28 protein-coding genes and 1 other RNA gene are annotated in these 25,889 nt (G+C 51.9%); 19 read left to right on the forward strand and 10 right to left on the reverse strand.

The window, feature by feature from the left end; translation table 11 throughout:
• Positions 1 to 4: 4 nt before the first annotated feature.
• From FG166_RS02715 to FG166_RS02775, 13 genes are all read left to right on the forward strand, one after another.
• The gene (locus FG166_RS02715; protein WP_003685874.1) at positions 5 to 940 is read left to right on the forward strand and encodes a F0F1 ATP synthase subunit gamma; all 936 of its coding nucleotides are present in this window, start codon (positions 5 to 7) and stop codon (positions 938 to 940) included.
• A gap of 22 nt (positions 941 to 962) precedes the next feature.
• The gene (atpD, locus tag FG166_RS02720; RefSeq protein WP_003682746.1) at positions 963 to 2,384 is read left to right on the forward strand and encodes a F0F1 ATP synthase subunit beta; all 1,422 of its coding nucleotides are present in this window, start codon (positions 963 to 965) and stop codon (positions 2,382 to 2,384) included.
• An 11-nt stretch (positions 2,385 to 2,395) separates the two neighbouring features.
• Positions 2,396 to 2,818: a F0F1 ATP synthase subunit epsilon gene (locus tag FG166_RS02725; protein WP_003682747.1), complete on the forward strand. Its 423-nt coding sequence runs from the start codon at positions 2,396 to 2,398 to the stop codon at positions 2,816 to 2,818.
• 235 nt (positions 2,819 to 3,053) lie between these two features.
• Positions 3,054 to 3,275, forward strand: coding sequence for a DUF1146 family protein (locus tag FG166_RS02730; protein WP_003682748.1), 222 nt, complete (start codon positions 3,054 to 3,056; stop codon positions 3,273 to 3,275).
• A gap of 9 nt (positions 3,276 to 3,284) precedes the next feature.
• Entirely contained in the window at positions 3,285 to 4,508 is a 1,224-nt protein-coding gene (locus FG166_RS02735) for a hypothetical protein (RefSeq protein WP_003682751.1), read from the forward strand.
• Positions 4,509 to 4,582: 74 nt separating this feature from the next.
• Positions 4,583 to 5,599 (forward strand): rod shape-determining protein, encoded by a 1,017-nt coding sequence (gene mreB, locus FG166_RS02740; protein ID WP_003682753.1) that lies wholly within the window; start codon positions 4,583 to 4,585, stop codon positions 5,597 to 5,599.
• The gene (gene yidD, locus FG166_RS02745; protein ID WP_003682754.1) at positions 5,600 to 5,842 is read left to right on the forward strand and encodes a membrane protein insertion efficiency factor YidD; all 243 of its coding nucleotides are present in this window, start codon (positions 5,600 to 5,602) and stop codon (positions 5,840 to 5,842) included.
• A 9-nt stretch (positions 5,843 to 5,851) separates the two neighbouring features.
• A complete protein-coding gene (locus tag FG166_RS02750; RefSeq protein WP_003682755.1) occupies positions 5,852 to 6,076 on the forward strand; it encodes a DUF2969 domain-containing protein in 225 nt (74 codons plus the stop codon).
• A gap of 54 nt (positions 6,077 to 6,130) precedes the next feature.
• Positions 6,131 to 7,333: an FtsW/RodA/SpoVE family cell cycle protein gene (locus FG166_RS02755; protein ID WP_003682756.1), complete on the forward strand. Its 1,203-nt coding sequence runs from the start codon at positions 6,131 to 6,133 to the stop codon at positions 7,331 to 7,333.
• Positions 7,334 to 7,344: 11 nt separating this feature from the next.
• Positions 7,345 to 7,632 carry a biotin/lipoyl attachment domain-containing protein gene (locus tag FG166_RS02760; RefSeq protein WP_003682757.1) on the forward strand — a complete coding sequence of 96 codons (288 nt, stop codon included), beginning with the start codon at positions 7,345 to 7,347 and terminating at the stop codon, positions 7,630 to 7,632.
• 207 nt (positions 7,633 to 7,839) lie between these two features.
• On the forward strand, positions 7,840 to 8,817 hold the full coding sequence (locus FG166_RS02765) for a DUF2785 domain-containing protein (RefSeq protein ID WP_003682758.1): 978 nt from the start codon (positions 7,840 to 7,842) through the stop codon (positions 8,815 to 8,817).
• A 69-nt stretch (positions 8,818 to 8,886) separates the two neighbouring features.
• Positions 8,887 to 10,020, forward strand: coding sequence for a D-alanine--D-alanine ligase family protein (locus FG166_RS02770; protein ID WP_003682759.1), 1,134 nt, complete (start codon positions 8,887 to 8,889; stop codon positions 10,018 to 10,020).
• A 418-nt stretch (positions 10,021 to 10,438) separates the two neighbouring features.
• Positions 10,439 to 11,284, forward strand: coding sequence for a helix-turn-helix domain-containing protein (locus FG166_RS02775; protein WP_003682760.1), 846 nt, complete (start codon positions 10,439 to 10,441; stop codon positions 11,282 to 11,284).
• Positions 11,285 to 11,339: 55 nt separating this feature from the next.
• Here FG166_RS02775 and FG166_RS02780 read toward each other — a convergent pair whose 3' ends face one another.
• The 8 genes from FG166_RS02780 to FG166_RS02810 form a co-directional block, all read right to left on the reverse strand.
• The gene (locus tag FG166_RS02780) at positions 11,340 to 11,819 is read right to left on the reverse strand and encodes a universal stress protein (protein ID WP_003682763.1); all 480 of its coding nucleotides are present in this window, start codon (positions 11,817 to 11,819) and stop codon (positions 11,340 to 11,342) included.
• A 78-nt stretch (positions 11,820 to 11,897) separates the two neighbouring features.
• Positions 11,898 to 12,182, reverse strand: a complete 285-nt coding sequence (locus tag FG166_RS02785) for a hypothetical protein (RefSeq protein WP_015638695.1) — start codon at positions 12,180 to 12,182, stop codon at positions 11,898 to 11,900.
• Positions 12,183 to 12,237: 55 nt separating this feature from the next.
• Positions 12,238 to 12,426, reverse strand: a non-coding RNA gene (gene ssrS / locus FG166_RS09735) — 6S RNA.
• Between the two features lie 37 nt (positions 12,427 to 12,463).
• Positions 12,464 to 13,756: a replication-associated recombination protein A gene (locus FG166_RS02790; RefSeq protein WP_003682766.1), complete on the reverse strand. Its 1,293-nt coding sequence runs from the start codon at positions 13,754 to 13,756 to the stop codon at positions 12,464 to 12,466.
• Entirely contained in the window at positions 13,753 to 14,226 is a 474-nt protein-coding gene (locus FG166_RS02795) for a YueI family protein (RefSeq protein WP_003682767.1), read from the reverse strand. Before FG166_RS02795 ends, FG166_RS02790 begins: the two co-directional genes overlap by 4 nt.
• 89 nt (positions 14,227 to 14,315) lie before the next feature.
• Positions 14,316 to 14,726 (reverse strand): VOC family protein, encoded by a 411-nt coding sequence (locus tag FG166_RS02800; RefSeq protein WP_003682768.1) that lies wholly within the window; start codon positions 14,724 to 14,726, stop codon positions 14,316 to 14,318.
• A 36-nt stretch (positions 14,727 to 14,762) separates the two neighbouring features.
• Complete coding sequence (locus FG166_RS02805) at positions 14,763 to 15,509, reverse strand: DUF6198 family protein (RefSeq protein WP_012390930.1); 747 nt, start codon at positions 15,507 to 15,509, stop codon at positions 14,763 to 14,765.
• A gap of 235 nt (positions 15,510 to 15,744) precedes the next feature.
• Complete coding sequence (locus FG166_RS02810) at positions 15,745 to 16,590, reverse strand: YitT family protein (protein WP_003682770.1); 846 nt, start codon at positions 16,588 to 16,590, stop codon at positions 15,745 to 15,747.
• Between the two features lie 443 nt (positions 16,591 to 17,033).
• Here FG166_RS02810 and FG166_RS02815 point away from each other — a divergent pair, with 443 nt between their 5' ends.
• Complete coding sequence (locus FG166_RS02815) at positions 17,034 to 17,318, forward strand: YjcQ family protein (protein WP_137876815.1); 285 nt, start codon at positions 17,034 to 17,036, stop codon at positions 17,316 to 17,318.
• Here FG166_RS02815 and FG166_RS02820 read toward each other — a convergent pair.
• Complete coding sequence (locus FG166_RS02820; RefSeq protein ID WP_137876814.1) at positions 17,315 to 18,502, reverse strand: IS256 family transposase; 1,188 nt, start codon at positions 18,500 to 18,502, stop codon at positions 17,315 to 17,317. The genes FG166_RS02815 and FG166_RS02820 overlap by 4 nt on opposite strands.
• A gap of 22 nt (positions 18,503 to 18,524) precedes the next feature.
• Between FG166_RS02820 and FG166_RS09740 the strand changes: the two genes are divergently transcribed.
• The gene (locus FG166_RS09740) at positions 18,525 to 18,722 is read left to right on the forward strand and encodes a YjcQ family protein (protein ID WP_421648118.1); all 198 of its coding nucleotides are present in this window, start codon (positions 18,525 to 18,527) and stop codon (positions 18,720 to 18,722) included.
• Between the two features lie 267 nt (positions 18,723 to 18,989).
• On the opposite strand, the gene rpsD is transcribed toward FG166_RS09740, so the two are convergent.
• Positions 18,990 to 19,595, reverse strand: coding sequence for a 30S ribosomal protein S4 (gene rpsD, locus FG166_RS02830; protein WP_003682773.1), 606 nt, complete (start codon positions 19,593 to 19,595; stop codon positions 18,990 to 18,992).
• Positions 19,596 to 19,924: 329 nt separating this feature from the next.
• Here rpsD and ezrA point away from each other — a divergent pair, with 329 nt between their 5' ends.
• From ezrA to FG166_RS02850, 4 genes are all read left to right on the forward strand, one after another.
• Positions 19,925 to 21,634: a septation ring formation regulator EzrA gene (gene ezrA, locus FG166_RS02835; protein WP_003682774.1), complete on the forward strand. Its 1,710-nt coding sequence runs from the start codon at positions 19,925 to 19,927 to the stop codon at positions 21,632 to 21,634.
• A 180-nt stretch (positions 21,635 to 21,814) separates the two neighbouring features.
• Positions 21,815 to 22,963 (forward strand): cysteine desulfurase family protein, encoded by a 1,149-nt coding sequence (locus FG166_RS02840; protein ID WP_035430955.1) that lies wholly within the window; start codon positions 21,815 to 21,817, stop codon positions 22,961 to 22,963.
• A 12-nt stretch (positions 22,964 to 22,975) separates the two neighbouring features.
• Positions 22,976 to 24,196, forward strand: a complete 1,221-nt coding sequence (thiI, locus tag FG166_RS02845) for a tRNA uracil 4-sulfurtransferase ThiI (protein WP_003682780.1) — start codon at positions 22,976 to 22,978, stop codon at positions 24,194 to 24,196.
• A gap of 388 nt (positions 24,197 to 24,584) precedes the next feature.
• The gene (locus FG166_RS02850) at positions 24,585 to 25,880 is read left to right on the forward strand and encodes a GntP family permease (protein ID WP_003682782.1); all 1,296 of its coding nucleotides are present in this window, start codon (positions 24,585 to 24,587) and stop codon (positions 25,878 to 25,880) included.
• Positions 25,881 to 25,889 lie beyond the last annotated feature (9 nt).

A 25,889-nucleotide genomic window follows, 5' to 3' on the forward strand; every position in this document is an offset into this window, starting at 1 on the left:
TTTAGTGCCAGCTTCATTAGCTGCTGTTAAACGGCGGATTCAGTCAACCAAGAGTACGCGCCAGATTACCTCGGCGATGCAAATGGTTTCCACTGCTAAGCTCAATCAGATTCAGCACCACACGAAGACATACCAGGTTTACGCTGAAAAGGTGCAAGCCATTTTGGTCAGCCTGGTTAAATCTCATAGCGCCGATTCACTGAAGTACGAACAAGACTCCTCTTTGGGGGACTTGTTCTCCAAACGTCCAGTGAAGAAAACTGGCATCCTCATCATCACGTCCGACCGGGGCTTGGTGGGTTCTTACAACAGTAACGTTATCAAGTCCACCCTCGACAAGATGAAAGAAGACGGCCTTAACGCAGACAACACGGTCTTTTTGACCGTTGGACGGACCGGCGCCGAGTTTTTCAAGAAGCGCGGGATGAACGTTGCCTACGAATTTACGGGTGTCAGTGACGTACCAACTTACCGGGAAGTACATGACGTGGTTAAGCAGGCGATCCAACTTTACCAGGATCAAGTCTACGACCGGCTGTACATCTCCTACAGCCACTACGTTAACCGGATCTCCTCGCAGGACCGGACCGAACAAATGCTACCGATTTCAGCGGATGGTTTACGCCAAACCGAACAGGAAATTGGTAACCGGACGGCCGGCGATGGGGTTCCGCTTCCGGCAAGTGAGTATGAGATTGAGCCTTCCGATGGTGGAATGCTCGATATGCTTGTCCCGCAGTACGCGGAAAGCTTGATTTACGGAGCGATTCTGGATGCTAAGACGTCCGAACACGCCTCCAGTGCCAACGCCATGCGTTCTGCATCTGACAACGCCGATGACATTATTTCGACCTTGCAGTTGCAATACAACCGGGCTCGGCAAGCGGCCATTACCACCGAAATTACGGAAATTACCGGTGGGATGACGGCCCAAGAATGATTCTGAATACAGGAGGAAACACATGAGTACTACTGGTAAAGTTGTTCAAGTAATTGGACCAGTTGTTGATATTGAGTTTCCCTTGGACGAGAAGTTACCTGAAATCAACACTGCTTTAAAGATCCAAGAAGCCGATGACAAGACGTTGACGGTCGAAGTTGCCCTTGAACTGGGTGACGGCGTGGTCCGGACGATTGCCATGGACGGGACGGACGGTTTGAAGCGGGGGATGGCTGTCGAAAACACCGACGCCTCCATCAGTGTACCAGTGGGTGACGACACCCTCGGTCGGGTCTTTAACGTCTTAGGGGAACCCGTTGATAACGGACCGGAATTTGGTCCGGACGCACAGCGGATGCCAATCCACCGCGATGCACCAAAGTATGAAGACTTGAGTAACACGACGGAAGTGTTGGAAACGGGGATTAAGGTGATTGACCTCCTCGCCCCATACGTTCGTGGTGGTAAGATTGGTCTCTTCGGTGGTGCCGGGGTTGGGAAGACCGTTTTGATTCAGGAATTAATCCATAACATCGCCCAAGGGCACAACGGGATTTCCGTCTTCACGGGGGTTGGTGAACGAACCCGTGAAGGGAACGACATGTACTACGAAATGAAGGCTTCCGGGGTTTTGGAAAAGACGGCCATGGTTTATGGTCAGATGAACGAACCACCGGGTGCCCGGATGCGGGTGGCCCTGACCGGGTTGACGATTGCCGAATACTTCCGGGATGTTAAGGGTCAAGACGTGTTGCTCTTTATCGACAACATCTTCCGCTTCACCCAGGCCGGTTCAGAAGTTTCCGCCCTCTTAGGTCGGATTCCTTCCGCCGTTGGTTATCAACCAACCCTGGCCACTGAAATGGGTCAACTCCAGGAACGGATTACGTCAACGAAGAAGGGTTCCATTACCTCAATCCAAGCCGTTTACGTTCCGGCCGATGACTACACCGACCCGGCGCCGGCTACGACCTTCGCCCACTTGGACGCCACGACCAACTTGGAACGGCGCCTGACCCAGATTGGGATCTACCCGGCGGTGGACCCACTGGCTTCAACTTCGACGGCCTTAACGCCAGAAGTGGTAGGGCAAGAACACTACGAAGTGGCAACTGGGGTTCAACACGTTCTCCAGCGCTACCGTGAATTACAAGACATCATCTCGATCTTAGGGATGGACGAACTCTCCGATGAAGAAAAGACCATCGTGGCCCGTGCCCGGCGGATTCAAAACTTCTTATCCCAGAGTTTCGCCGTTGCCGAACAATTTACTGGTCAACCGGGGGCTTACGTGCCGCTGGAAGAAACGGTGAAGGACTTCAAGGCCATCCTCGATGGGGAATACGACGACCTGCCGGAAGAAGCCTTCCGTTTGGTCGGCGGGATTGACGAAGCTGTTGCCAAGGCAAAGAAGATGCAGGCGGATACGGCAGCTGAAGGTTAGGGGGGTCTTAAATGGCTGAGAATACTTTTCAAGTCACCATCTCCACTCCTGACGGAATCGTCTACGACGGGAACGCAACCATGTTGGTAATGACCACGACGGGCGGCCAGCTCGGTCTGATGGCCAACCACCAACCGTTAATCGCCTCGTTAGCCATCGACGCGCTGTTGATTAAGCACCAAGATAGCGACAAGGAAGACGAACGGGTTGCCGTTAACGGGGGCTTTATCGAGTTCCACGGTAACGTAGCAACGATTGCGGCCTCAAGTGCCGAATTACCTGAAGACATTGACGTTGCCCGGGCCCAAAGTGCTAAGGAACGCTCCGAAGCATTAATTAAAAAGGCACGGGAAGCTAAGGATGCTGACGCCCTCGATCGAGCGGAAGTTCACTTGCGGCGGGACATTAACCGGCTGCACCTTAGCGGGAAGTAGTCTATCGGGGAGTGGGAACCAACTTTTATGACTGCTTACACAAGCGCTCATTAGTTGGTTACCGCGTTATCTGTCTAACAGCAACAATTAAAAAGACCGGGAGAAAGTAAAATTTCTTCCCGGTCTTTTTAGTTTCCCCACCTTTTATGACCGCTAAAAATTTAGTTAAGCTTATTTTTTGGTTTCGGTTCCGGTGGTGAGCTATGGTATGATAGCCATTGTATGAGGTGATTGAATGGCGGAGTTAAAAACTTTTATTACGCTAATTGTCCAAATTGGCTTTATTTTGATTGCCTTTCGAGCGATTAAAAGCATCGAAGTCGAGCGCTTCTTTCGCCAACCACCGGCGGGCTTACCCCTGCTGATCGTTTTAGTGGCGATTGCGATCGGGTACGCGTGCGCGAGTTTCTTTACTAATTTTTTCACGACCCTATCAACTATTTTGGGGTCACTGTAAGGGGGATTGATGGTGCGGATCAGAGTTGAAAATGGGGGGCGACTAAGCGGGACGGTAACCCTGGCGGGCGATCCAGAAGCGGTGGTCGCCGGTCAAGCGGCGGCCCTACTGTCGTCACGGGGGAAGGTTATCTTAGACCAGGTCCCCTTAGCAAACGAGCGGGTAACGTTAGGGACCCGCTTTTTAAAGCAGATTGGTGCGCAGGTGGAAACCGCAGGTACCAGTCTGAAGATTGATGCCACCCATAGTTTAACGGATCAACCGTTGGATAATTCACTAGCGGAGTTCGCCGGTCCCCTGATGCTTCGGCAGGGTAAGGTGATCCTCACCCCCGATTTCAATCCCCGCCTAATTGATGCCCTGAAGATTTTGGGAGCAACGGTAGAAGGCCAAACGGACCAGATAATCGTTAAGGCCACCAACCTGCGGGGAACCACGATTACCTTGCAAGAGCCTGATCCACAGGTGATGATCACCCTGATGTTGACGGCAATTGTGGCTAGCGACATTACCGTGATCAAAAATGCTCCCCATTCACCGGCGGTAGTCGCCCTGGCGGACTTGCTGAACCGAATGGGGGCCCGGGTTCACAGGGCTGGGGAGCGAATTGTCCGGATCCAAGGGGTCACCCTCTTGCACGGAGGAGACGTTTTGATTCCTCGTAACCAGCAGACGGCAGCCCGTTGGCTAACCTTAGCGGCGTTAACGGCCGGCGACCTCTTAGTGGATGGGGCCTCGCCGACCTTTATGACCTCGTTATTAAACCACCTGGAGCAAGCCGGGAATACGATTGTCAAACAAGCAACCGGGGTCCGGATCATCGGGACCCACTACCCGTTGCCAACCGCGTTGTCGATGGATGACTTCTTGGCGCCCTCTTTAATTGATCAGATCCTAATGCTCGGCCTGGTTACTTTCATGAACGGGCGGCGGTCCTTAGCCGGAACCAACTTGGATGACTTAAGCCCAGCCCTGACCGTTTTGGAACGGCTGGGGGTGACCCCCCAAGTGGAAGCGGGGTGCCTGAAGCTCTCGGGGCAACCAACCGATTCGATTAAGGGGCCAGTGACCCCGTTGGCTTTACCGGCCGCCTTAATGTGGCTATTAGCGAGCCTGCGCGGGGCGGCTAGCATCGAAGTTGAGGTGACCGACCAAGTAGCCCGGGTAATCGCTCCTTACTTAGCCGCCGTGGCTAAGCAGGGAATTCAAGTTGAAATTAGTGCCCCCCTCTAAGGGACTTCGCCGATTCTCGGGGTAGTTTGTGGTATAATAACGAACGATAGTTTTAAAACCGGAAGGAGAAAAACATGGCTAAAGACATCGGAATTGATCTCGGAACAGCCAATGTTCTAATTTACGTCCAGGGTAAGGGCGTTGTTTTAAATGAACCATCAGTGGTGGCCGTTGATACCAACAACGGTAAGATCCTGGCGGTTGGTTCGGAAGCATACCGGATGGTGGGGCGGACCCCAAGTAACATCCGGGCGGTGCGGCCCCTCAAGGATGGGGTGATCTCTGACTTCGATATTACCCAGGAAATGCTTTCCTACTTTATCGGTAAGCTAAGCGTGAAGGGGTTCATGTCCAAGCCCAACATCATGATTTGCGCACCAACTAACATCACCGAGATTGAACGCAAGGCTATTATTCAAGCGGCTGAACAGTCCGGTGGCGGTAAGGTCTACCTCGAATACGAGCCCAAGGTGGCTGCCATCGGAGCAGGCCTGGATATCTTTAAGCCAAGTGGAAACATGGTAATTGACATGGGTGGTGGAACGAGCGATATTGCCATCCTTTCCTTAGGTGACATCGTTTCTTCCCAGTCGGTTCGGATGGCCGGGGATAAGATGAACACCGATATTACCGAATACATCAAGGCTAAGCACGGCTTGGTGATTGGGGAACACTCGGCAGAACAAATCAAGATCAAGTTAGGGACGGCCTTGAAAGTAGTCGAACCGAAAACGATGGACGTACGGGGCCGCGACGTTGCGACCGGGATGCCACGGCAAATTCAGATTAACGAAAACGAAATTGAAGAAGCCCTGCATGATACCCTGGACCAAATCGTGCACGCTGCCATCGCCGTTCTTGAAACGGTGCCGCCGGAACTGGCCAGCGATATTATCGACCGCGGTGTTATGTTAACCGGGGGGACGGCCCTCTTACACGGGATTGACCAGCTCTTCTCCGAGAAGTTGAAGGTACCCGTAGTCGTTTCCCAAGACCCATTAGATAACGTTGCCAAGGGGGCCGGGGAATTGCTGGAACGGATGCAAGCCAACCCGGCTAACAACGGCAAACGGAAGCGTAAGCGCAAGTAAATGACCAGGCTAGTAAAAGCTCTGGTGATCGCCTACCAGCGGTTTTTCTCGGCTCGCCGACCGTACCGGGTGTGTCGCTTTGAACCAACTTGTTCGGAGTACATGCTTCAAGCGATTGACCGGTATCACAGCCGGGGGATTTTAATGGGGCTGGCCCGCATTTTACGGTGCCAGCCTTTTGCACGCGGGGGATACGATCCGCTTCCCGACCATTTTACTCTGAAGAGAAACCAACCAAAGTAAAGGTGAAACATGTCAAAAAGAGAAAAAGCAATTGAAGTAAGCGTCCAAGATAGCGAACGGAATAACCAAGCCATACAGCAGGTCTTTATTGGCAAGCGGCTGATTGGGGAAGTCGTTCCTGATGATGGACGGTTTAAGGCGGTAATGTTAAAGGACGAGACGTCATTTCGGGTGCGCTCCCAAGAGGAGGGCCTAGAAACGATCTTGCAACAATACCACCTCCACCAACACTAACCATTCCCTAATTTCCCGGGAAATAACGGGATGGTGACAAAGGAGAATTGATGAATGCAACGTGCGAAGACGGACAACACGGAGGTTGAATCCCGGATTGACTGGGGGATCATTTTCTGTGTCCTTCTATTGGCCCTAATTGGGCTGGCGTCGATTTACGTGGCTGCTTCCCACGATAGCTCTGGGAGTGGCGTTGTCAGGCAGGTGGTGACCCAGTTAGCCTGGTACCTCGTCGGGACCGTAATGGTCATCGTGATCATGCAGTTTGATTCGGAACAGCTGTGGAAGCTGGCGCCGATTGCTTACTGGGCGGGGATCTTCTTGATGTTTGCAATTTTGATCTTTTATAGTCGGTCGTACTACGTTAGTACCGGGGCCAAAAGCTGGTTTGCCGTGGGCCCCTTTACCTTTCAGCCTTCCGAAATTATGAAGCCGGCCTACATCTTGATGATGGGGCGGGTAATTACCACCCATAACAGCCAGTACCCGGTCCACAAGGTCGATTCCGACTGGCAGTTAATTGGTAAAATGTTTATGTGGCTCCTGCCAATTTTCATTTCCCTCAAGTTTCAAAATGACTTTGGGACCTCGCTAGTGTTCTTTGCCATTTTCGTGGGGATGATTCTGGTTTCCGGGGTGACCTGGCGGATCCTAGTCCCGGCCTTTTCAATCTTGGCCGTGGTCGGGGGGAGTGCCCTGGCGATGGTGACCTCGACGGCCGGCCGGGCAATCTTAGAAAAGGTCGGTTTTCAATCCTACCAGTTCAGCCGGGTGGATACTTGGCTGCACCCAGACCAAGATACGAGTAACCAGGGTTACCAACTGTGGCAAAGTATCAAGGCCGTCGGTTCCGGTGGTGTAACTGGGACCGGGTTCAATAACTCGAAGGTCTACGTTCCAGTTCGTGAATCGGATATGATCTTTTCGGTGATCGGGGAAAACTTCGGCTTTGTCGGGGGGATCTTGTTGATTCTACTCTACTTACTGTTGATTTACCTGATGATTCGGGTTACCTTTGACACCAAAAATGAATTTTACGCCTACATTTCAACCGGGGTCATCATGATGATCCTCTTCCACGTCTTTGAAAACATTGGGATGAACATCGGGCTCTTGCCACTGACCGGGATCCCGCTGCCGTTCATCTCCGCGGGGGGATCTTCGTTAGTGGGGAACCTGATTGGGATCGGGATGATTATGTCGATGCGGTATCACCACCGGTCTTACATGTTCAGTAATAACCAAAACTTCCACTAGGGAGTGATCAGATGCGTGAATTAGCGAATCCTTGGCACCAAGAGTACCAAGGGAGGGTGGTGGTCCTGTCACTAACGACAGAAGCCCAGCGAATCCTCGGGCCCGTTGAGTACTGGGATTTGCCGGAGGTGGGCGCTAAAGTGGTGTCCAACCAGCCGTTGATCGTGGTGATGGCTAAGTGGCGCTACACCGATCTAACCTTACCAGTGAACGGAACGGTGGTGGCCCGCAATCCCCGGGCCGTTGGTTGGGCTGAGCGCGGGGCTACCGACTGGATTTTAAGAATTGAATGTAACTAACGCACATGGAGGCCGGGAAAAAACTCCGTTTTCCCCGGCCTCTTGCTGTATTCGCGAGTATTAGACATCAAATGTGGCAAATAACCGCAGGCCCAGAGTCTAAGCAGGACGAAGAACGGTGTGGTTCGCACCAACCGTTCGCCCGCTCTTACATGCTACCTGCAACGGAGGTTATTTCCACCCACTTTTTAAAGGGGGAGCAAGTCGATGAAAGAAACAGACCTGGCACCGAAGTTAGAAATGATCAAAGCGCTCCACCGCCAAGCAAAAGAAGGGAAGACCTTTAAGGACCTGGCGCCCCGTTTGGCATCATTTCAACGGGGCTTACAAAGGCACCGGCGGACGACAGTTAGTCTCCCGGCCATTACGGAAACGGGACAGGCGATTTTAGAGCAACTGGTGAGCAACCTCAAAAATGACCAGCTAACCGAACTTAGCGACACCCAACTGGAGTTGCTCTTGACGCAGTTAGCTAACGAGGACCCAGCCGTTCGTTTTGGTGAGGCGACCTTACTCTTTAACGGGGCCTTAGCCAATGACCTGTTGACCAAGGATCAACTTCGGCACGCAATGAACACGCTAAAAAAGTGGGAGATCCTGTTTGACCACATCGAGGAGCCAATCAATAAGGGCGCTGTGCGCCGGGTGAGCGCGGTGACTGGCCTTGCCTCGCTGCTATATGCCGACCGGGCTGGCTATTTCTTCGTGACCAAAGCAGACCTGAGTGATTTAATTGACCGGGTGGCGCTAGGCATGTTATGGGAGCATGATAACCGGGGGTACGTTAACCGGTTAGGCTGGATCCAGCTCTTTGGTGAGTACACCGTCTTGGTGGGAGAACTATGCCGGCGCAGGGAACTGGTGCGCGGCGAAAAGGTCTTCTTAATGGCGACCTATTTAGTGGCCTACCGCCAACTTAAGGCCCCACTGATCATGGGCGAAGCTGATGAGGGTGCCGATTTTTTAATTGAAATGATGAATCAACACCCCGTCTACCGCCGCTACTTCATGGTCTTTTTACGTGACTGGCAACGAGACCTGCAACAAGAACGGCCCCAAAGCGAACAGGGCTGGCACCAGGTCTTTAACTACCGCCGGTTAATGCAGGCCCTGTTGATGAGCGCTGACCTGCCGGAGATTATTGCCCGCCAAATTACAAATCAGTCAAATCAAGACGAGCAATGAAAACTGATTTATGTTATACTTGAGCTTCTAGGAAGCGTACGAAAATTAAATAATAGATAGGAGCACATCATGACAGAAAAGAAATTACACGTTGCCCTCCTGTTCGGTGGAAACTCATCAGAACACGATGTTTCCAAGCGGTCCGCCCACAATATTTACGATGGAATGGACAAGGACAAGTACGATGTGTCAATCTTCATGTTCACTAAGGATGGCATCTTGCTCGACAACGAAGCCTCCCAGCGGATTTTTGATGGCGAACCAGAAGATCAAGTGGTTCAAGAGGCCTACCAAAAGATGGATCTCGATGCCCCATTAGCCCCGATTGCCGCCTTAAGCACGGTTAAAGAAATCGACTTCTTCTACCCGGTGATTCACGGTAACCTGGGTGAAGACGGGACCGTCCAAGGCCTGTTCCGTCTCCTCAAGAAGCCGTACATTGGCTCAGGGATCGCGTCTTCGGCTATGTCCTTTGATAAGGACCTCACCAAGCGGATCCTGAACCAAGCCGGGATTCGGAACACGAAGTACCTGTTGGTCACCCCGCAAAACAAGGATCAATACTCCTGGTCGCGGATCAAAGAAGAGCTAGGGGACCTGGTCTTCGTTAAGCCGGCCAAGCAAGGGTCTTCCGTTGGGATTCACAAGGTTGATACCGAAGAGGAATACGAGACGGCCATGAAGGATGCCTTCACTTACGACTACAAGGTTCTGGTTGAAGCTGGGATTAAGAACCCGCGGGAAATCGAAATCTCGATTCTGGGGAACGAAAATCCGATTGCCTCTAAGTTAGGGGGGATTCGGGTACCAGAGGGTGACGAATTCTACGACTACGAAAACAAGTTTGTCGACGCTTCCGGGGTGGTCTTTGACCTGCCGGTAATCGTTGACGACGACTTAGCCAAGGAAATCACCGACATGGCCCTGAAGGCCTACGAAGCATTAGGGATGAAGGGGATGGCCCGGATCGACTTCTTGGTAGACGAAGACGGCGTCCCGTACCTGGGCGAACCAAACACGCTGCCAGGCTTCACCAATATCTCCTTGTATCCACAAATGTGGAATATTTCGGGGATTAGTTACTCCGAATTGATTGATCGTCTGATTCAACTCGGGATTGAAGAATTTGAACACGAAGGCCAGCTCCGGTACGACTTCAAGGCCCTGGGGGTCGAAAAGGTCGGCGAAAAGCGTTATAACTAGTTTTGCCCAAGAAGTGGTCCTGTACTGCTTCTTTTTTTGACTTTTCGAAAATCTGATGATAAATTAAGTTAAGCGAGTTACTAAGCTAACTTTATAAAAGCCATCAATCCTGTGATTTCACCTTGCAGTTATAAATGATTTCAAGTAAAATCCAAAGAGTACATTTGGTTTTCAGCTCAATTATTGGATGATATATATAAATAATGTGAACTTATCACAAATCATTATTGATAAGATTATGCTTTTATTCAATAAAAGATGGTTTTTGCGCCCTATGATGGTATAAAGTAAGTCAGTAACGTAATAGCCGAATTTATGATATGATAAAACTAAATAAAAAAGTTATTATCTAGTTAGTTCAATCAGAAAAGAGTTGAGCAATCAAACAACCATACGATACAGAAAAGAAGTGATTATAATGCGATTAAAGGGAGAAGTTTTAAAACAGGTACGCCGTAAGCGGGGATTGTCCCAAACGGCGTTGGCCGAGGGAATTTGTACCCAAGCGACCATTTCCTTAATGGAAAAGCAAAACCGGATTCCAAAGATGAATATTTTAACGTCTTTGTGTGCCCGCTTGGACATTCCGGTGGACCGGATCATCGAAAACGATGACGTTTCAATGACGGTCTTCTTTGATCAAATCAGTTTGATGTTAGTCAACCATGACTTTGAAGGAGCCCGCAAGAAGCTGAACCGGGTGAAGGTCAAGAAGCTACAAAATGATTTTGACAAGCAACACTACTACTACCTCTTGGGGATGCTCCAAGTGGCGAGTGACCAAGTGGATGATGCCATCTTTAACTTTGAGCTGATTTTGACGCAATTCTCCACCACCAGTGCCAACATCTACTTGGCCATGACCACGATTGGGATGGCCTTGGCATACGAGAAGCGCGGTGACACCGAAAAGGCGCTCCAGTTTGTCGGGCGGGCAATCCACCTGATCGATGACAAGCAGCTTAACGGTGGTAAGCGGCAATGGATCATCTTGTACCACGAGATTTCCGGCCTGTACTATCGTTTAGGCCGGTACCGGCGGGCAATTTCAATGGCTGGACGGGGAATTAAGATCTGCCGGGAAGAGCAAACACTCTTCTTATTGGGTGGTCTTTACATGACCCGTGGCCAGGCGCAAGCTAAGTTAGGCCAGGGCGACGTGGCCCAGGAAAGCTTAACCGTCGCCCTTTCAATCTACAAGATCATGGAAGACGACACCGCACAAGAGACGCTCTCACAAGAATTGAGTCAATTAGTTGAATAACCAAAACAACGCCCCCGCTTACCAATCTGGTAGGCGGGGGCGTTGTTATTAGTTACTAGTGCTTTTTAAAGGAAGTCGGTTGGTTGTCGAGGTCGGTCCGGACTACGAGGACGTCACAGATGGCCATCCGGGTAACGTATTCGGTAACTGAACCGATTAAGATCCTTTCTACGGCGTTTAAACCAGTAGCCCCAATCATGATCAGGTCAGCGTGCATCTTTTCTGGCACTTCCCGGGAGATTAGGGTCTTCGGGGCACCGTATTCAATCGTGTAAGACACGTTGGTCAAACCTTGCTTCTTGGCGTAGTCAACGTATTGATCCAAGGTTTGCTTGGCGGTCTTAGTTACTTGTTCTACCATTGACGAGTCGAAACTAGAAACGTTTTGGAAGGCACGGGTGTCAACGACGTGCAGGAGCTGCAATTCGGTATCTGCACCGTTCCGTAGTGCAACGGCAACGGCCTTCTTAAAGGCTAGTTCGGCTTCCTTGGAACCATCGACGGGCACCAGGATGTGTTGGTATTGTTGAGTCATAATCGGCTACCCCCTTGTTTATTATCTATCCCTATTCTACACCTTTGAAAGGGTTTACGCAAAGTAAGTCTACAAAAGCTAGGGGATTAAGGTCCGGACCACCGTTAAAGTCATTGCTAATTCAAGCAAACAAGCGACGGCAATTGCGCTCAAGGTAATCACCACCGAGCAGGTCAGGGCCAAGATTTCAATGATTACGGCCACTATGATTAACGCTACCCCCCAAAAGAGGTAGAGGCCGGGCATTGGGACCGCCCCCTTTAAGTGGAGGTTAAAGAGCGGGCGGTGGCGGTGGGTTAGTAGGTAGCCCCCCTCAATTAGCAGGATTAGGTTGAAACAGGCGGTGAGCAGTTGGATCAGCATGGTAATTCCTCCTAATAAAAAAGCCAGGCCGGCTAGCCTGGTTAAAAGGTATGTATCAAGCTCCGTTCGTGCCGTTAATTGTCCGACAGTGTTGACCTGTGTGTAAGACAGGTGGGACATGGCAGTTTAGCATTCGGCTACCAAGAGAAAAGGCATGTCGTAAACTAAACGAAGCACTCGTCCCAAAGTAATAAGACTGTAAGGCAAACCTGCTAGATAGACAAGGCGTACACAACAGAGCTTCTATAAGTATATTAGCACATGCTTGGCCAATCTTCAAATTAGCGCTGGGGAGGTTGCTGACCGCGCTGGGCCGCCAAAAGTTGGCGGTATTGCTTGGCAAAGGCGCGTTCGAAAGTCCCGTTTTGCTTGGGCTGGTAGTACTGATCGTTTTTAATCCGGTCGGGGAGGTACTGCTGGGCGACCCAGTCCTCGGGGTAGTCGTGCGGGTAGCGGTAGGTGACCCCGCGCCCCAGCTTTTGGGCCCCTTGGTAGTGGGCATCCTTTAGGTGATCAGGCACGGCGCCGCTATTGCCCTGGTTGACGCGGGCAAGCGCCGCGTCAATGGCGGCAATGGCCGAATTGGACTTGGGGGAGAGGCAGAGTTCAATGACCGCGTTGGCTAACGGAATCCGCGCCTCGGGGAAGCCGATCCGCTCCGCAGCTTGGACCGCCGTGACCGCCCGTTCGACGGCCGGCGGGTTGGCCAGCCCGATGTCTTCGTAAGCGATCACCACTAGCCGCCGGGCGATGCTAACCAGGTCTCCGGCCGCAATTAACTGGGCGAGGTAGTGGAGGGCGGCGTCGGTATCGGAGCCGCGGATCGACTTTTGAAAGGCCGAAATGACGTCGTAGTGGCCGTCGCCGTCCTTGTCGGCGACCAGCGACCGCTTTTGCACCGATTCTTCGATCACGGAAAGGGTGAGGTAAATTTGACCATCGCTCGCCGGTGCGGTGGAGCGGGCCGCGAGCTCTAACCCATTCAAGGCGCTGCGCAAATCACCGTTGGTGGCGGTGATTAACTGGGTGCGGGCGTCGTCATCAAGGACGAGGGGTAATTTTCCCAGTCCCCGTTGCGGGTCCTTTAGCGCTCGGTCGATGGCCAGGCCAACCTCAGCTGCGGTCAGGGGTTTTACTTCAAAGATCTGGGCCCGGCTCCGGATGGCCGGGTTAATGGCAATGTAGGGGTTTTCGGTCGTTGCCCCGATTAAGACGATCCGGCCGCTCTCCAAGTGGGGTAAGAGGAAGTCTTGCTTAGCCTTATCGAGGCGGTGGATTTCGTCGAGCAATAAGATAACGGTACCGGACATCTTGGCCTCTTCGGCCACCACTTGCAGGTCCTTTTTGCTATCGGTGGCGGCGTTTAAGGTCCGAAAGGCGTACTTAGTCGAACCGGCAATGGCGCTGGCGATGCTGGTCTTCCCGGTGCCCGGCGGCCCATATAGGATCATCGAAGAGAGCATCCGGGCCTCAACCATCCGCCAGATGATCTTGCCAGGGCCAATTAAGTGTTGCTGGCCGACCACTTCGTCCAAGGTGCGGGGCCGCATGCGAAAGGCAAGGGGTTCCATCATTCCTGCCCCCCCTTTTTAAAGAGGCGTTGCCACCAGGATAATTGGGGCGCCGGCTGGTCTTGAGCGGCGGCTGGAACCGGGTAGCGCTTGGCCACGTCAATTGGTGACTGGTAGACGGCGTCATCAGCGGCCATCACTAAAGCCAAGCGGTCCGGGTCGGTCTTAAACTGGGGGTCGGTTTTTAAGGTGAAGTTGCCGCCGGCCTGGGCAATTACTTGGACGTAGGGGTGGGTCAATTGATCGGGGAGGTTACCGTTGATGAAGACCTGGGTGACCACCCCCTTTTTTAGTTCGGTTTCGACGGCGGTTGTCCAGGAGCGCTCCTTAATCTGGGCGTTGCTGATGGTTAAACAAACCCGTTCCCGAAAGGTACCTAAGTAGCGCCGTTGCTCATCGGGGTTAATCTTGGGCGTGCCGTAAACCCCGTTTTGCAGGCGCTGTTCTAAGCTGCTTTTTTCTTGGTTATCCATGCCAGTCCTCCTTTTCGTGTTCCCATTGTAGCACACCACGAAAAAAGACCCGCCGAAGCGAGCCTGAATTAAGAATATAGGAGGTATGATTAGCCCTTAACGATTTGGCAGAATTCAATCGTTTCGGCGTTGGGGCCTTCAATGTTGAAGAACTTGATCCCGTGATCCCAGAAGTCGAGGTGTTGGACTTCTGTTTCCTTCATCGTGAAGCCAGTGGCCTTGGCGGCCTTGTAAGCGGCGTCGGCGTCGGAGGTGTTTAAAGACAGGTGGTTGATCGCCCCGGTCTTCTTAACGGCGCCGTCACCAGTCCAGATTTCAAGGGTCAAGTGGGCGTAGGACATGAAGACCACTTGGTTGCCCTTATCGTCAGTGTCAAAGTTCCCGGTCATCTTGAAACCCAACTTTTCCCAGAAGGCGACCGTCTTGTCGAGGTCGTCGGTTGGGATGCCAACGTGTTGAAGATCGTCAAAGTAACCCGCTAAGCTCTTGTTAAATGCCATGATAATTCCTCGCTTTCAAAATCAAACAACAAACAACTAGTTCCCAAGGTCCAAGGCTTGGTGCTTTAACTTCGGGAAGATCAACTTATCGGCCAAGCCCGTGATCCCACCTTGGAAGAGGAGGGCAAAGATCGTCCCCAACCCGAAGTTGGCCAGGCCCATTGCTGGGATGGCGGCCAAAGCCATGATCGTTGGCGGAATGTATGAAGCCCACATAGCCAAGGTGGCGTTGCCCTTGAAGTAGCGGAAGCGCAGGATCTGGAACAGGTCATCGGCCGGGTGCAAGACCAGGTTGACCCGCTGGTAGATCGAGATCGCCACCCCGATGAAGGTCACCCCTAAGAAATTGATCAAGACGTAGAGGATGATCATCAGCAGGGAGTGGGCGTCGGGCATGATCCGGTTGAAGATGTTGGAGAACCACTGGATGAAAATTGAGAACGGCAGCATGAACAAGAAGTTCCCGAAAATCCGGTGCCAGTCCCACTTGTGCATTAAGATGGCGTTTAGAACGGAAGTCAGCATCCCCAGGATCATGAAGGCCCAAAAGAGCGCCATCGAATTTCCTTTACCTAGGACGGCGTAACCGAGGTTATTTTCGGCGGCGGTCCAGTAGGCGGATCCTAAAAATTGCGGGTGGATGTGGGAACTGGTGACCAAGGTTAAGACGTTCCCCATCGAGTTAACGACGATTGAAAGGGCGAAGTAAGCCAGGGAGGCGGACATTGAAATGGTCCGGCCTTGTACCGGCTTGCTAGTCGCACTAGCAGCATTTGATTCCATAATCTTATTCTCCTTCTCGTTGGTGAAATTATTCACTTACGGTTACTAAATTTACGACTGGTTCGGTTCTATGTCAAGCGGTTGACAGAAAAAAGTTGCCGACCAGGGAAAGTTAGTTAAATCAACGCAACGCCCCGCTATATAATTAGCGGCGATTGGCCATGCAATCGCCTTCACAAATGGTGTGAAAAAGAGCACAAAAAAGGCCCGTTCTACAAGGAAAACGGGCGTAAACTTAGAATGTGAAGTGGCGGTAGTTGCCGACCTCGACGTCGACGCGCGCCACCACGATAAAGGAGGACGGATCGGCGGTGAGGGCGAGTTGGCGGATGTGGCGGAACTGCCCGCGTGGGGTCACGATTTGAACGACGGTGGTTGGTTGGTTGGTGTAAACCCCGGTCCCCTTAATCATCGTTGCCCCGTGGGTAAAGTCTTTGAGCTGGTCGGCGATGGCTTGCGGGTTCTTCGTGTAGATCGAAACGATGACGTCTAGCTGCGAGGAGAAGAAGTGGTCCATCGTGTAGTTGGTAATCAACATCCCAATCAGGGAGTAGACGATCCGGCTGGGGCCAAAGACCAGGGCGGTGATCAAGAGGATGACCCCGTTGATGATGTTGGCAATCGAACCAACGTTACGGTGGAACTTCTTTTGCAAGTAAGTGGTGACGATGTCAATCCCCCCGGTGGTAAAGCCGCGGTTGAAGCACAGGCCGACTCCGGCCCCAATCAAGATCCCACCGACAATCGTGTTGGTTAGGGGATCGGTAACCAGTTGGTAGGAGGGGATGATCTGCAAGAAGATGATGTTAAACAGGACCGCGAGCCCCGAAAAGGTGATGTAGTGGGTCCCAAACACCCGCCAGGCAAAGATGAAGAGCGGGATGTTAAAGATCGCCACCAGAAGCGAGAGGGAGACGTTGATCCCCGCCAACTTTAAGAGGGCTTGGACCAACTGGGAAGCCCCGGTTAAGCCACTGGAATAGGAATTGGCGTGAACCAAGAACATGTTCACCCCGACGGCCGACAGGAGCCCGAAAACCAGGGCGATTGAGACACGAATAAGGTTGCGACGGACGGTCATGAAAATCCTCCTTAGGTTTAGTTATTGCTTCTATTATCACGTCTGAGATTGACTTTGGCTAGGGGGAATCGGGAAAAGGTATTCGATAAAGATGATACTTTTAGGATCATCATTGGAAAGAGCCATAGTGAACGATATGTTTCTAGTATTCAAAGTGATGAAGGTGAAATTCTTTTCCCTCGTGGGACTCGATTCAAAGTTGTAAAATACTACCAAGATGAGAATGGTAAAAACATAATCGATGTGGAAGAAGTTGAATGATGAAGAGATGCGACGATTGAGAGCTTTGGATCGACCAACTACTGAACAGTTACGAGAGTGGTTGAAGGATGTCCCAAAGTCAAAATTAACTCCTGAAGAACTAAAAAGACGGGAAGCTTATAAAAAAGCCGCCCACAAAAGGTTTAGGGAGATCGAGAAACGTCGCCAAGAGAGGTCAAACAATGGGAAGTAACGATTTCTTCACGGTAGCCTATAAAATTCTAAGTTACCTCAAGTACTGTTATGAACATGGTGAACAACCTGATCCAGGTGTGATTAATGAGCGAACGCTGCTGATTTCCAAAGCCCAGTACGTTGAGACATTGCGAATGTTGAGCGATCACAACTACATTGAAGGAGTTACCTTCACCCACACGAAGGAGGGAGTCTTGTATTCGTTCCAGGAGAGAGTGTCAAGAATGTTGTGTAAAAAAGGAAACTTCGCCCGCATGAATTGGCGATTCTAAAACATCGAATCAAGCGTGTCGTGACAGTCCTTGAATCCCCGATGTGCTCGATTCTCAAATTTATCGTTGTACTCCATCACTTGCGTCATGATAAAGCGATCGAGGGCTCCTTCGTTTGGGAACTGCTCTTTACGTCGGACCATCTTCTTCAGGCTCTTATTGAACGACTCAATTAGGTTCGTCGAGTAGATGGTCTGACGGATCGCAGTTGGAAAACTGAAGAACGTGAATAGCTCCTCCATTTGGACTAGATTCTTGATTCGACGCTTATAACTGGACTCCCACTTAGCACTGAAAGCCGCCAATCGTTCTTGGGCGGCTTGTAGGTTCTCTGCTTGCCGAATAGCCTTAAAGTCGGTGATAATCTCCCTGCGATCGTTTTTGCGAACGTACCCTAAAAGGTTGCGCTCTGCGTGGACCCAGCACCGTTGAAACTTCGCCTGCGGGTAGTTAGCCTCAATCGCAGATTGAAGTCCAACTAAACCGTCGGCGATGAACAACTGAATATCTTTAATCCCCCGTGCGCGTAATCCCTGGAGTAGTTCAGACCAAGCGGCTCCGTTCTCGGTCGGTGCGATACTGTAGTCAAGAACTTCCTTACCGCCGTCACTTCGAATTCCGATCGCTACGTTAACGGCTTCTCGTTCAACGGTACCACGGCGTAACGGAATGTAAGTAGCATCGAGGAACACACAGACGTACTGTGAGTACTTGAATTTGCGCTCGTGGAACTCTTCAACCAGGTGTTCCGTCCGCTTAGTGATGTTTGAAACCGTGGTTGGTGAGTAGTAGTGGCCGTACATTCTCTCAACCATATCAGCGATTTCACGAGTTGTGACGCCCTTGGAGTACATCTTGATGACCATTTCCTCCAGTCCATCAGTCCGACGCACGTAAGGAGGGAAGAGGGCGTTTTGAAACTTGTTTAACCGGTCCCGTGGGATCGTCAGATTAATTTCACCGTACTCAGTGTCGATCGTGCGGGTGTACGTCCCGTTCCGGTAGTTCACGTCGTCTTTTGATCGGTCGATCCGAGTATGTGGTTCGTAGCCTAGCACCGCAGTCAGTTCATTTTGAAGGAACTGATTAGCGGCCACTTCAATTTGACGACGTAAGACTTCATTCAGGGTAATATCTTTGTCTGAAGATAGCGCTGCGATAATATCTTTGTTAAACTGGTTCATGGGGAAAGCCTCCGTATTCTGATTGGTTTTTAGCGATTTCAATCATACGGGGAAGGCTTTCCCTTTTTCAATACCCTCAAGGTATCAATTTACACAAAATATTTTACACTCCCTTTTCCAGGACGCAAGAATCACTATCGAAGGCTTGGAATACCTGGCCGAGAACTCAATGATGCAGAAAGCTTTTAGAATCTTTAAGTCGTTTAAAGAATGGCTATAAACGGTTACCAGATGGTAGCCGTTTTTTTATGTCCGTTTCCGTGCAGTTGTGGACGTTAAATAAAACCCGAGACAGGCTCCCAAGCCGTTAAATGCGAGTAGGAGGTTTCAACATGCCACAAGATGTTAACGAGCAACCAAAGAACGTTGCGGAAAATATCGATGTCGAATCACAGGAATAAGTACCGAAGAAGGACGCTCCTAATGTTTTACCAAAACAAAAAGCCGGCCCCGTAACGGAGTCGGCTTTTTTAACAAGTAACCGAGATTACTTGTTGTAGAATTCAACGATCAGGGCTTCGTCGATGTCGGCGTTCATGTCTTCACGTTGCGGAAGACGGGTCAGCTTACCTTCGAGCTTGTCAGCGTCGAATTCAACGTAAGCCGGGCGAGCAACAACGGCTTCAACAGCACCCTTGATAACGTCCAGGTTCTTGGACTTTTCACGAACGGCGATGACTTGACCAACCTTAACTTCGTAGGAAGGAATGTCAACGCGCTTGCCGTCAACAGTGATGTGACCGTGGTTAACCAGTTGGCGTGCTTGACGACGCGTGGTAGCTAAACCAAGACGGTAAACCATGTTGTCCAGACGACGTTCAAGCAGAACCATGAAGTTAGTACCGTGAGTACCTTCCTTGATCTTGCCGGCGCGAACGAACAGGTTAGAGAATTGCCGTTCGGTCATCCCGTACATGAAACGAAGCTTTTGCTTTTCGCGAAGTTGGGTCCCGTATTCGGAAAGCTTACCGCGACGGTCGTTCCCGTGGTCACCAGGAGCGTACGGACGACGAGCAAGTTCCTTACCAGTACCAGAAAGTGAAACGCCCAGGCGCCGGGAAAGACGCCAGCTTGGGCCAGTGTAACGTGACATAATTGAATTCCTCCAAATAATTTGTATTGGAGTAAAATAATCCGATGGTGAAGCTGACATTCGTGCAGGCCAATTGGATCGTTCACCCTCGCAGCTGGGTTACTAGAAACACCAACTTGGCATTGGTCTGTTGACGAGCTTGCCTCTTCATTGCTGCATTATTTTACACGTCCACTATCATACAACGCTTAAATCGACCGGGTCAAGCAATTCTTTGAAGGAAAACGGTTAGAAATCCGGGAGTTCAATTGCTTGTCTGGGGATAAGTAGGGTAAGATTATGTTATAATCAAAAGTTAATTAAGACTTAAAAGTATAGGTGGGATTCGGATGTTACAAGTGTTAATTGGGATCATTGCGATTGCCGTGATCGTTGTCATCATTTTTTACGTGTGCCAACGACGGGCGATGCGGGTCATTACAGACTTACGGGCCCGGCTGGTGGCCCTGGAAGAAGCCCGGTTAGCACGCCGGTTGGATGACGCCAGCCTCGCTGACTTAATGGGGGAATCGTTGAAGGTGTTCACCGCCTTGCAAGATGACTACTTAAAAAAGGTGGCCCCGGCCGTTGACGACGCTAACGAACAATTAGAAGAGGTTAGCAAGAACCTAAACGGGCTCAACGTCTTCACCGTGACGGGACAGTTGAACCAGGTTCGGGAGTTAGTCGAAGAGGCCGAACGGCAGCAAAAGCGGGTCGTTGACCGGCTCCAAAAGGCGGACCAAAAAGAAGAAGAGCAAAAAAAGGCGACCGCCACGATGGGCGAGCAACTAGGCGACTTCCAAAAGAAACTGGATGACACCGCCTACCAGTACGGGGATGCCATTCGGCCCTTGCGTTCCCAGTTAGCCGATCTGCAAGAGCAGTTTACCCGCTTTAACGAGATCGCCGCCAAGGGTGATCACGAAGCGGCGGCCGAAATTTTAACCGACTTAAAGGAAAAAGAGGCCCACTTTACCAAGCTGGCTGAGGAGATTCCAGAACTTTATAAGCCACTATTTACCACCTTCCCGGACCAAATTAGCGAGCTGCGTGAGGGCTACCGCAAGCTAGTGGCTAACCACTACCGCTTCCCGGTCAATAATTTGGATGACCAAATTGAAGGCTTAGAGGCGCAACGGCAGACCGCCCTGGATCACATTGCCGCCCTTTCGCTAGCCCCGGTCCGGGTGGCCAACAAGAGTTTGGAAGAAAAAATCGATCACCTATACGATGTGATGCAGAACGAAATGGATGCCCGGCCCCAGGTTGAAAAATTGGTCGGGGTGGTTGGCGATCACCTAGATCACGCTCGCCAGCAAAACCGGGAGTTGATGGCCGAATTAGACCGACTGTCCGAAAGCTACACCCTTAATCACGACGAGGTTGCCCACACCCGCGAGCTAGAAGAACAACTTAAGCAGATCCAAAAGGAATACGAAAAGGATCAGGTAGCCGTTAACGCCCAAGCGGCCGTCGCCAGTCAAGTCCTAGAACGCTTCATGGAAGACGAAAAGGTCTTAACGGCGATCGAAACCCAGCAAAAGGAAATCAATGATGGGGTGGCCTACCTCAGCGAAGACGAGCAGCGGGCCCGCAAGGCCTTGCAACGCTTCGTTACCACGGTCCGGGCAACCAAGCGCCACGTTGAGACCCTCAACTTGCCGGGGCTGCCGCAAGATTACCTGGACTTTTTCTTCCTGGTCTCCGATGAAATTAGCCACTTGGCCAAGGACATGAACCAGCAACGGATCGACATGGAGGCCATCACTAAGGAACTCTTAAAGGTTCAAGGCGACGTTAGCGAATTAATCGACCGAACCAACAAGGTGCGTGACTCGGCGGAACTGACCGCCCGCTTAATGCAATACGGGCTCCGCTTTGTCGATGACAACCAAGAGATTGACGCCGCCATTACCGAGGCGCAAAAACTCTACGACTGCTACGAATACGAGCAGAGTTTGGAAACGATCGGGGCGGCCCTCGAGAAGGCAGAACCGGGTTCCTTCAAGCGTTTGGAAGACAACTACTACGATGAATTAGATGAAGAAGAGTCATAGATAACAAAAGGGGTGCGACGCTGGTCGCGCCCCTTTTGCTATCCAAGCCCCTAGTGATCTGTTATAATTGATCGGTATTTGGAGTCGAACAGGCCATTGGTGACGCACGCAATCACTTTATCCACACTAATGGCATATCTTGCGTTGGTATCCAGCGCGTGTGAAAAGAGGGAACACACAATGATTTATTTTGATAATAGTGCCACCGCACAGGCACGCCCAGAGGTCCTTGCGACCTACAAACAGGTTTCCGAGAAGATTTGGGGGAATCCCAGTTCTTTACACAAGCTCGGCGAAACGGCTTGGAACCTGCTAGAACAAACCCGGACCCAGATCGCCAATACCTTTGGCGTTCAACCCGGTGAAATCCTGTTTACTTCCGGCGGCTCGGAGGGGGACAACTGGGTCATTAAGGGAACGGCGCTTGCAAAGCAAAAGTTTGGCAAGCACATCATCACCTCATCGGTGGAACACGCCGCCGTTCGTAACGCGATGCAAAGCCTTGAAAAGTTGGGCTTTGAAGTCACCTACCTGCCGGTTGACAAGGAGGGACGGGTGAACCCCGCAGACGTGAAGGCCGCCCTGCGTAAGGATACGATCTTAGTTTCGATCATGGCCGTCAACAATGAGGTCGGCACCATCCAACCAATTAAAGAAATCGGTGCAATCTTAAAGGACTACCCGACCGTCCACTTCATGGTCGACGCCGTTCAGGCCATTGGTAAGGGTTTAGACGACCTGGTCTTTTCCGAACGGGTCGACTTTGCCACCTTCTCTGGTCACAAGTTCCACGCCCCCCGCGGAACTGGCTTTATTTACAAGCGGGCCGGCCGTAAGTTAGCCCCACTGATCGATGGCGGTGGGCAAGAACGCGGATTGCGCGGGGGAACCGAAAACACCCCGGGTAACGCCGCCATGGCCCGGGCAATTCGTTTAATGAAGGAACAAGAAACCACGGATGTCGCTAACGAACAGGCGGTCCGCAAGGCCATTTACGATCACATCAGCCAGTTTGACCACGTGGAAGTCTTCTCCGGCTTAGGCGCCGGCTTTGCCCCTCACGTGTTGACCTTTGCCATCGTCGGGGTGCGGGGCGAAACGATCGTCCACGCCTTTGAAGAACACGACATTTACATTTCAACCACCAGCGCATGCTCATCAAAGAAGCACTCGGAGGCCTCTACTTTGGCCGCTATGAAGGTGCCGGATAACGTTGCCACCTCGGCCGTGCGGGTTAGTTTGGGGGACCAAAACACCCTCGCCGATGCCGAAGAATTTAACCGGGTTTTTGATCAGCTTTACGCCGGGTTTAAAAAGATTATTGATTAAGGAGAACCGTTCATGAAGTACGATGAAATTATGGTCCGCTACGGTGAATTGTCCACCAAGGGCCACAACAAGAAGTCATTCATTGACCGCTTGGGTTCCAACGTTAGAAAGGCGCTCCACCAATACGACCAGGTCAAGATTCACCCGAACCAGGACCGGTTGCACGTGGAGTTAAATGGGACCGACGCCGAACCAGTCATGGAGCGGCTCAAGCAGGTCTTTGGGATCCAAAACTTTTCCCCATCCTTGCGGGTGGAAAAGGACTTTGATTCCGTGGTCGAAGCGGCCGTAGCGATATTTAAGGAACAGGTCCAGGGGCCGACCACCTTCAAGGTGGAAACCAAGCGGGCCGACCACAAATTCCCGATGGGGACCTTTGAAATGAATAAGCAACTGGGGGGCGCCCTTTTGAAGGCATTCCCAACCGACTTATCCGTGGACGTTCACCACCCGGACATCACGCTGCGGGTCGAAATCCGCTTAAACGGGATTTACCTGACCAGCGCCAAAATTTTAGGGGCCGGTGGTCTGCCGGTCGGCACCGCCGGGAAGGGAATGATGATGCTGTCGGGGGGGATCGACTCCCCGGTGGCCGCCTACCTAGCGCTGAAGCGGGGCGTTTCCTTAGAAATGGTCCACTTCTACTCCCCGCCGTACACCTCCGAACAAGCCCTGGCCAAGGCCAAGGAATTGACCGGGAAGTTGGCTAAGTACTCCGGCTCGATCAAGTTCATTCAGGTGCCGTTTACCGAGATCCAAGAAACGGTCAAGGAAAAGGTACCGGAGGGCTACTTGATGACCGTGCAACGCCGCTTGATGTTGCGCTTGGCCTGTGCCCTAGCCCAAAAGCGGGCGGGCTTAGCTGTCTTTAATGGTGAGTCCCTGGGGCAAGTGGCTTCCCAGACGATGGAATCAATGTTGGCGATCGAAGACGTTACCACGATGCCAGTGCTGCGTCCGGTGCTGTCCTACGACAAAAACGAGATCATCAAGATCGCCGAAGACATCGACACCTACGACCTGTCGATCTTGCCTTACGAAGACTGCTGCACCGTCTTCACGCCGCCTTCGCCAAAGACCAAGCCAAACCTGAAGCGGGCCCGCTCATACGAGGCGCGCCTAGACGTGGAAGGCTTGATGCAACGGGCCTTGGACGGAATTGAGATCACCGAAATTCACGCCGGCGACGAATTCTTGAACCAAAACCAAGACGTCTTCGCGGAATTACTATAATTGTTAGTCAAGGGGCTAGGGAACCAGTTACGGTTTCCTGGCTTCTTTTTTTGTTGCTTGCTACCTTTGGGGACAGGACAAATCTACAAATTTACGCAAACTGGAAGTGCGATCCAACCTTCTCGACGGGCCGTATGGCTAAGCTAGGGCAAATGGTTGTCGCCCTCGGCGCCGTTCTTCGCCCGTACTTAGATACTAGGCCCGTGGTTGGGTCGCACTCCTTTTTATTGCACAAATCCAAATATTTGTCCTGTCTCACTTTCGGCTTTGCGCTACTCAGTTTTCCCAATTGACCATTGAAACTAACCTAATTTCGACTTTCTTTTACACCAAGGTGGAGTATAATCGCTAATGTAATCGGTTACACAGAACCTAAAGGAGGTTGACGATGGTTATTTCGTGGTGGGGAGCGCTGATTGGCTTGGCGCTCGCAATCTACTTAATTTTAAAGAAGCTCAATCCGGTTTATTCCCTGATGCTTGGGGCGATTATTGGGGCCTTGCTCGGTGGGGCCAGCCTGACTGGTACCATTGACATCCTGGTCAAGGGGGAGCAAAGCGTCATGGGGACGGTGCTACGGGTGCTAGCCGCCGGAATGCTAGCCGGGGTAATGATGGAATCCGGGGCTGCCGAAACCTTGGCCCGCACGATCGTGGATAAGCTGGGCGATCGAATGGCGATTTTGTCACTGGCCCTAGCGACGATGGTCATTACCGCCGTGGGGGTCTTCATTCCGGTGGCCGTTTTGATCGTGGCGCCAATTGCCCTGGAAGTGGGGCGACGGATGCATATTTCCAAGCTAGCCCTCTTGGTCGCCTTATCCGGTGGAGGTAAGGCCGGGAACATCATTTCGCCTAACGCCAACACGATTGCGGCGGCCAAGGGCTTTGGGCTCGAGTTAAGCCAGGTCATGATCGCCGACTTTATCCCGGCGGTGGTGGCCCTGATTGTGACGGTGATCGTGGCCCGCTTGTTGGTTAAAAAGGGCGACGCCGTTATGGAAGCCGATTTAGGCGACATGGTGGATAGTGACACCGGCAACTTACCCACCCTTGGTCAGGCCGTGGTGACCCCGATTTTAGCAATTGTCTTACTCTTATTAAATCCCATCGGCCAAGTTGCCCATTTGACGCTGTTGACTAAGGTGAACTTAGACGCGACCTACGTACTGCCGTTTGCCGCGATTGTCGGCGCCCTGGTGATGAAAAAGGGCCGGGAGTTGCGCGATTACGCCCGGGTCGGGATGACGCGGATGACCGACGTGGTCTTGATCTTGATCGGGGCCGGGGCGATCGGGGCGACGATTACCTCGTCGAACCTGCCACAACTCTTAATCAAGGGAGTGGAGGCTAGCCACATGCCCGGGGTCTTGTTGGCACCGATCTCCGGGATCTTAATGGCGGCCGCCACCGCCTCGACTTCGACCGGGGTCATCCTAGCGACCGGCTCCTTTGCTAAGGCGATCTTAGGCTTTGGGGTCGCGCCACTGGCCGCCGCCGCCATGGTCCACACCGGGGCGATCGTGATCGACCAGCTGCCACAGGGGAACTACTTCCACGTGACGGCCAACGCCATGCACATGGACCTGAGGCAACGGTCGCAAGGGATCCTATATGAAGCCATGGTTGGGGGCTCGGCAATGCTGACCGCCACGATTCTCTACGGTTTCTTACACCTGATTTAAGGGGGAAGT

It is taken from the genome of Limosilactobacillus fermentum (assembly GCF_013394085.1).
GTDB lineage: Bacteria > Bacillota > Bacilli > Lactobacillales > Lactobacillaceae > Limosilactobacillus > Limosilactobacillus fermentum.

Coding starts and splice junctions, on each gene's coding strand:
- atpD (WP_003682746.1), top strand. CDS start 963: ATGAGTACTACTGGTAAAGTTGTTCAAGTAATTGGACCAGTTGTTGAT.
- FG166_RS02725 (WP_003682747.1), top strand. CDS start 2,396: ATGGCTGAGAATACTTTTCAAGTCACCATCTCCACTCCTGACGGAATC.
- FG166_RS02730 (WP_003682748.1), top strand. CDS start 3,054: ATGGCGGAGTTAAAAACTTTTATTACGCTAATTGTCCAAATTGGCTTT.
- FG166_RS02735 (WP_003682751.1), top strand. CDS start 3,285: ATGGTGCGGATCAGAGTTGAAAATGGGGGGCGACTAAGCGGGACGGTA.
- mreB (WP_003682753.1), top strand. CDS start 4,583: ATGGCTAAAGACATCGGAATTGATCTCGGAACAGCCAATGTTCTAATT.
- yidD (WP_003682754.1), top strand. CDS start 5,600: ATGACCAGGCTAGTAAAAGCTCTGGTGATCGCCTACCAGCGGTTTTTC.
- FG166_RS02750 (WP_003682755.1), top strand. CDS start 5,852: ATGTCAAAAAGAGAAAAAGCAATTGAAGTAAGCGTCCAAGATAGCGAA.
- FG166_RS02755 (WP_003682756.1), top strand. CDS start 6,131: ATGCAACGTGCGAAGACGGACAACACGGAGGTTGAATCCCGGATTGAC.
- FG166_RS02760 (WP_003682757.1), top strand. CDS start 7,345: ATGCGTGAATTAGCGAATCCTTGGCACCAAGAGTACCAAGGGAGGGTG.
- FG166_RS02765 (WP_003682758.1), top strand. CDS start 7,840: ATGAAAGAAACAGACCTGGCACCGAAGTTAGAAATGATCAAAGCGCTC.
- FG166_RS02770 (WP_003682759.1), top strand. CDS start 8,887: ATGACAGAAAAGAAATTACACGTTGCCCTCCTGTTCGGTGGAAACTCA.
- FG166_RS02775 (WP_003682760.1), top strand. CDS start 10,439: ATGCGATTAAAGGGAGAAGTTTTAAAACAGGTACGCCGTAAGCGGGGA.
- FG166_RS02780 (WP_003682763.1), bottom strand. CDS start 11,819: ATGACTCAACAATACCAACACATCCTGGTGCCCGTCGATGGTTCCAAG.
- FG166_RS02785 (WP_015638695.1), bottom strand. CDS start 12,182: ATGCTGATCCAACTGCTCACCGCCTGTTTCAACCTAATCCTGCTAATT.
- FG166_RS02790 (WP_003682766.1), bottom strand. CDS start 13,756: ATGATGGAACCCCTTGCCTTTCGCATGCGGCCCCGCACCTTGGACGAA.
- FG166_RS02795 (WP_003682767.1), bottom strand. CDS start 14,226: ATGGATAACCAAGAAAAAAGCAGCTTAGAACAGCGCCTGCAAAACGGG.
- FG166_RS02800 (WP_003682768.1), bottom strand. CDS start 14,726: ATGGCATTTAACAAGAGCTTAGCGGGTTACTTTGACGATCTTCAACAC.
- FG166_RS02805 (WP_012390930.1), bottom strand. CDS start 15,509: ATGGAATCAAATGCTGCTAGTGCGACTAGCAAGCCGGTACAAGGCCGG.
- FG166_RS02810 (WP_003682770.1), bottom strand. CDS start 16,590: ATGACCGTCCGTCGCAACCTTATTCGTGTCTCAATCGCCCTGGTTTTC.
- FG166_RS02815 (WP_137876815.1), top strand. CDS start 17,034: ATGGGAAGTAACGATTTCTTCACGGTAGCCTATAAAATTCTAAGTTAC.
- FG166_RS02820 (WP_137876814.1), bottom strand. CDS start 18,502: ATGAACCAGTTTAACAAAGATATTATCGCAGCGCTATCTTCAGACAAA.
- rpsD (WP_003682773.1), bottom strand. CDS start 19,595: ATGTCACGTTACACTGGCCCAAGCTGGCGTCTTTCCCGGCGCCTGGGC.
- ezrA (WP_003682774.1), top strand. CDS start 19,925: ATGTTACAAGTGTTAATTGGGATCATTGCGATTGCCGTGATCGTTGTC.
- FG166_RS02840 (WP_035430955.1), top strand. CDS start 21,815: ATGATTTATTTTGATAATAGTGCCACCGCACAGGCACGCCCAGAGGTC.
- thiI (WP_003682780.1), top strand. CDS start 22,976: ATGAAGTACGATGAAATTATGGTCCGCTACGGTGAATTGTCCACCAAG.
- FG166_RS02850 (WP_003682782.1), top strand. CDS start 24,585: ATGGTTATTTCGTGGTGGGGAGCGCTGATTGGCTTGGCGCTCGCAATC.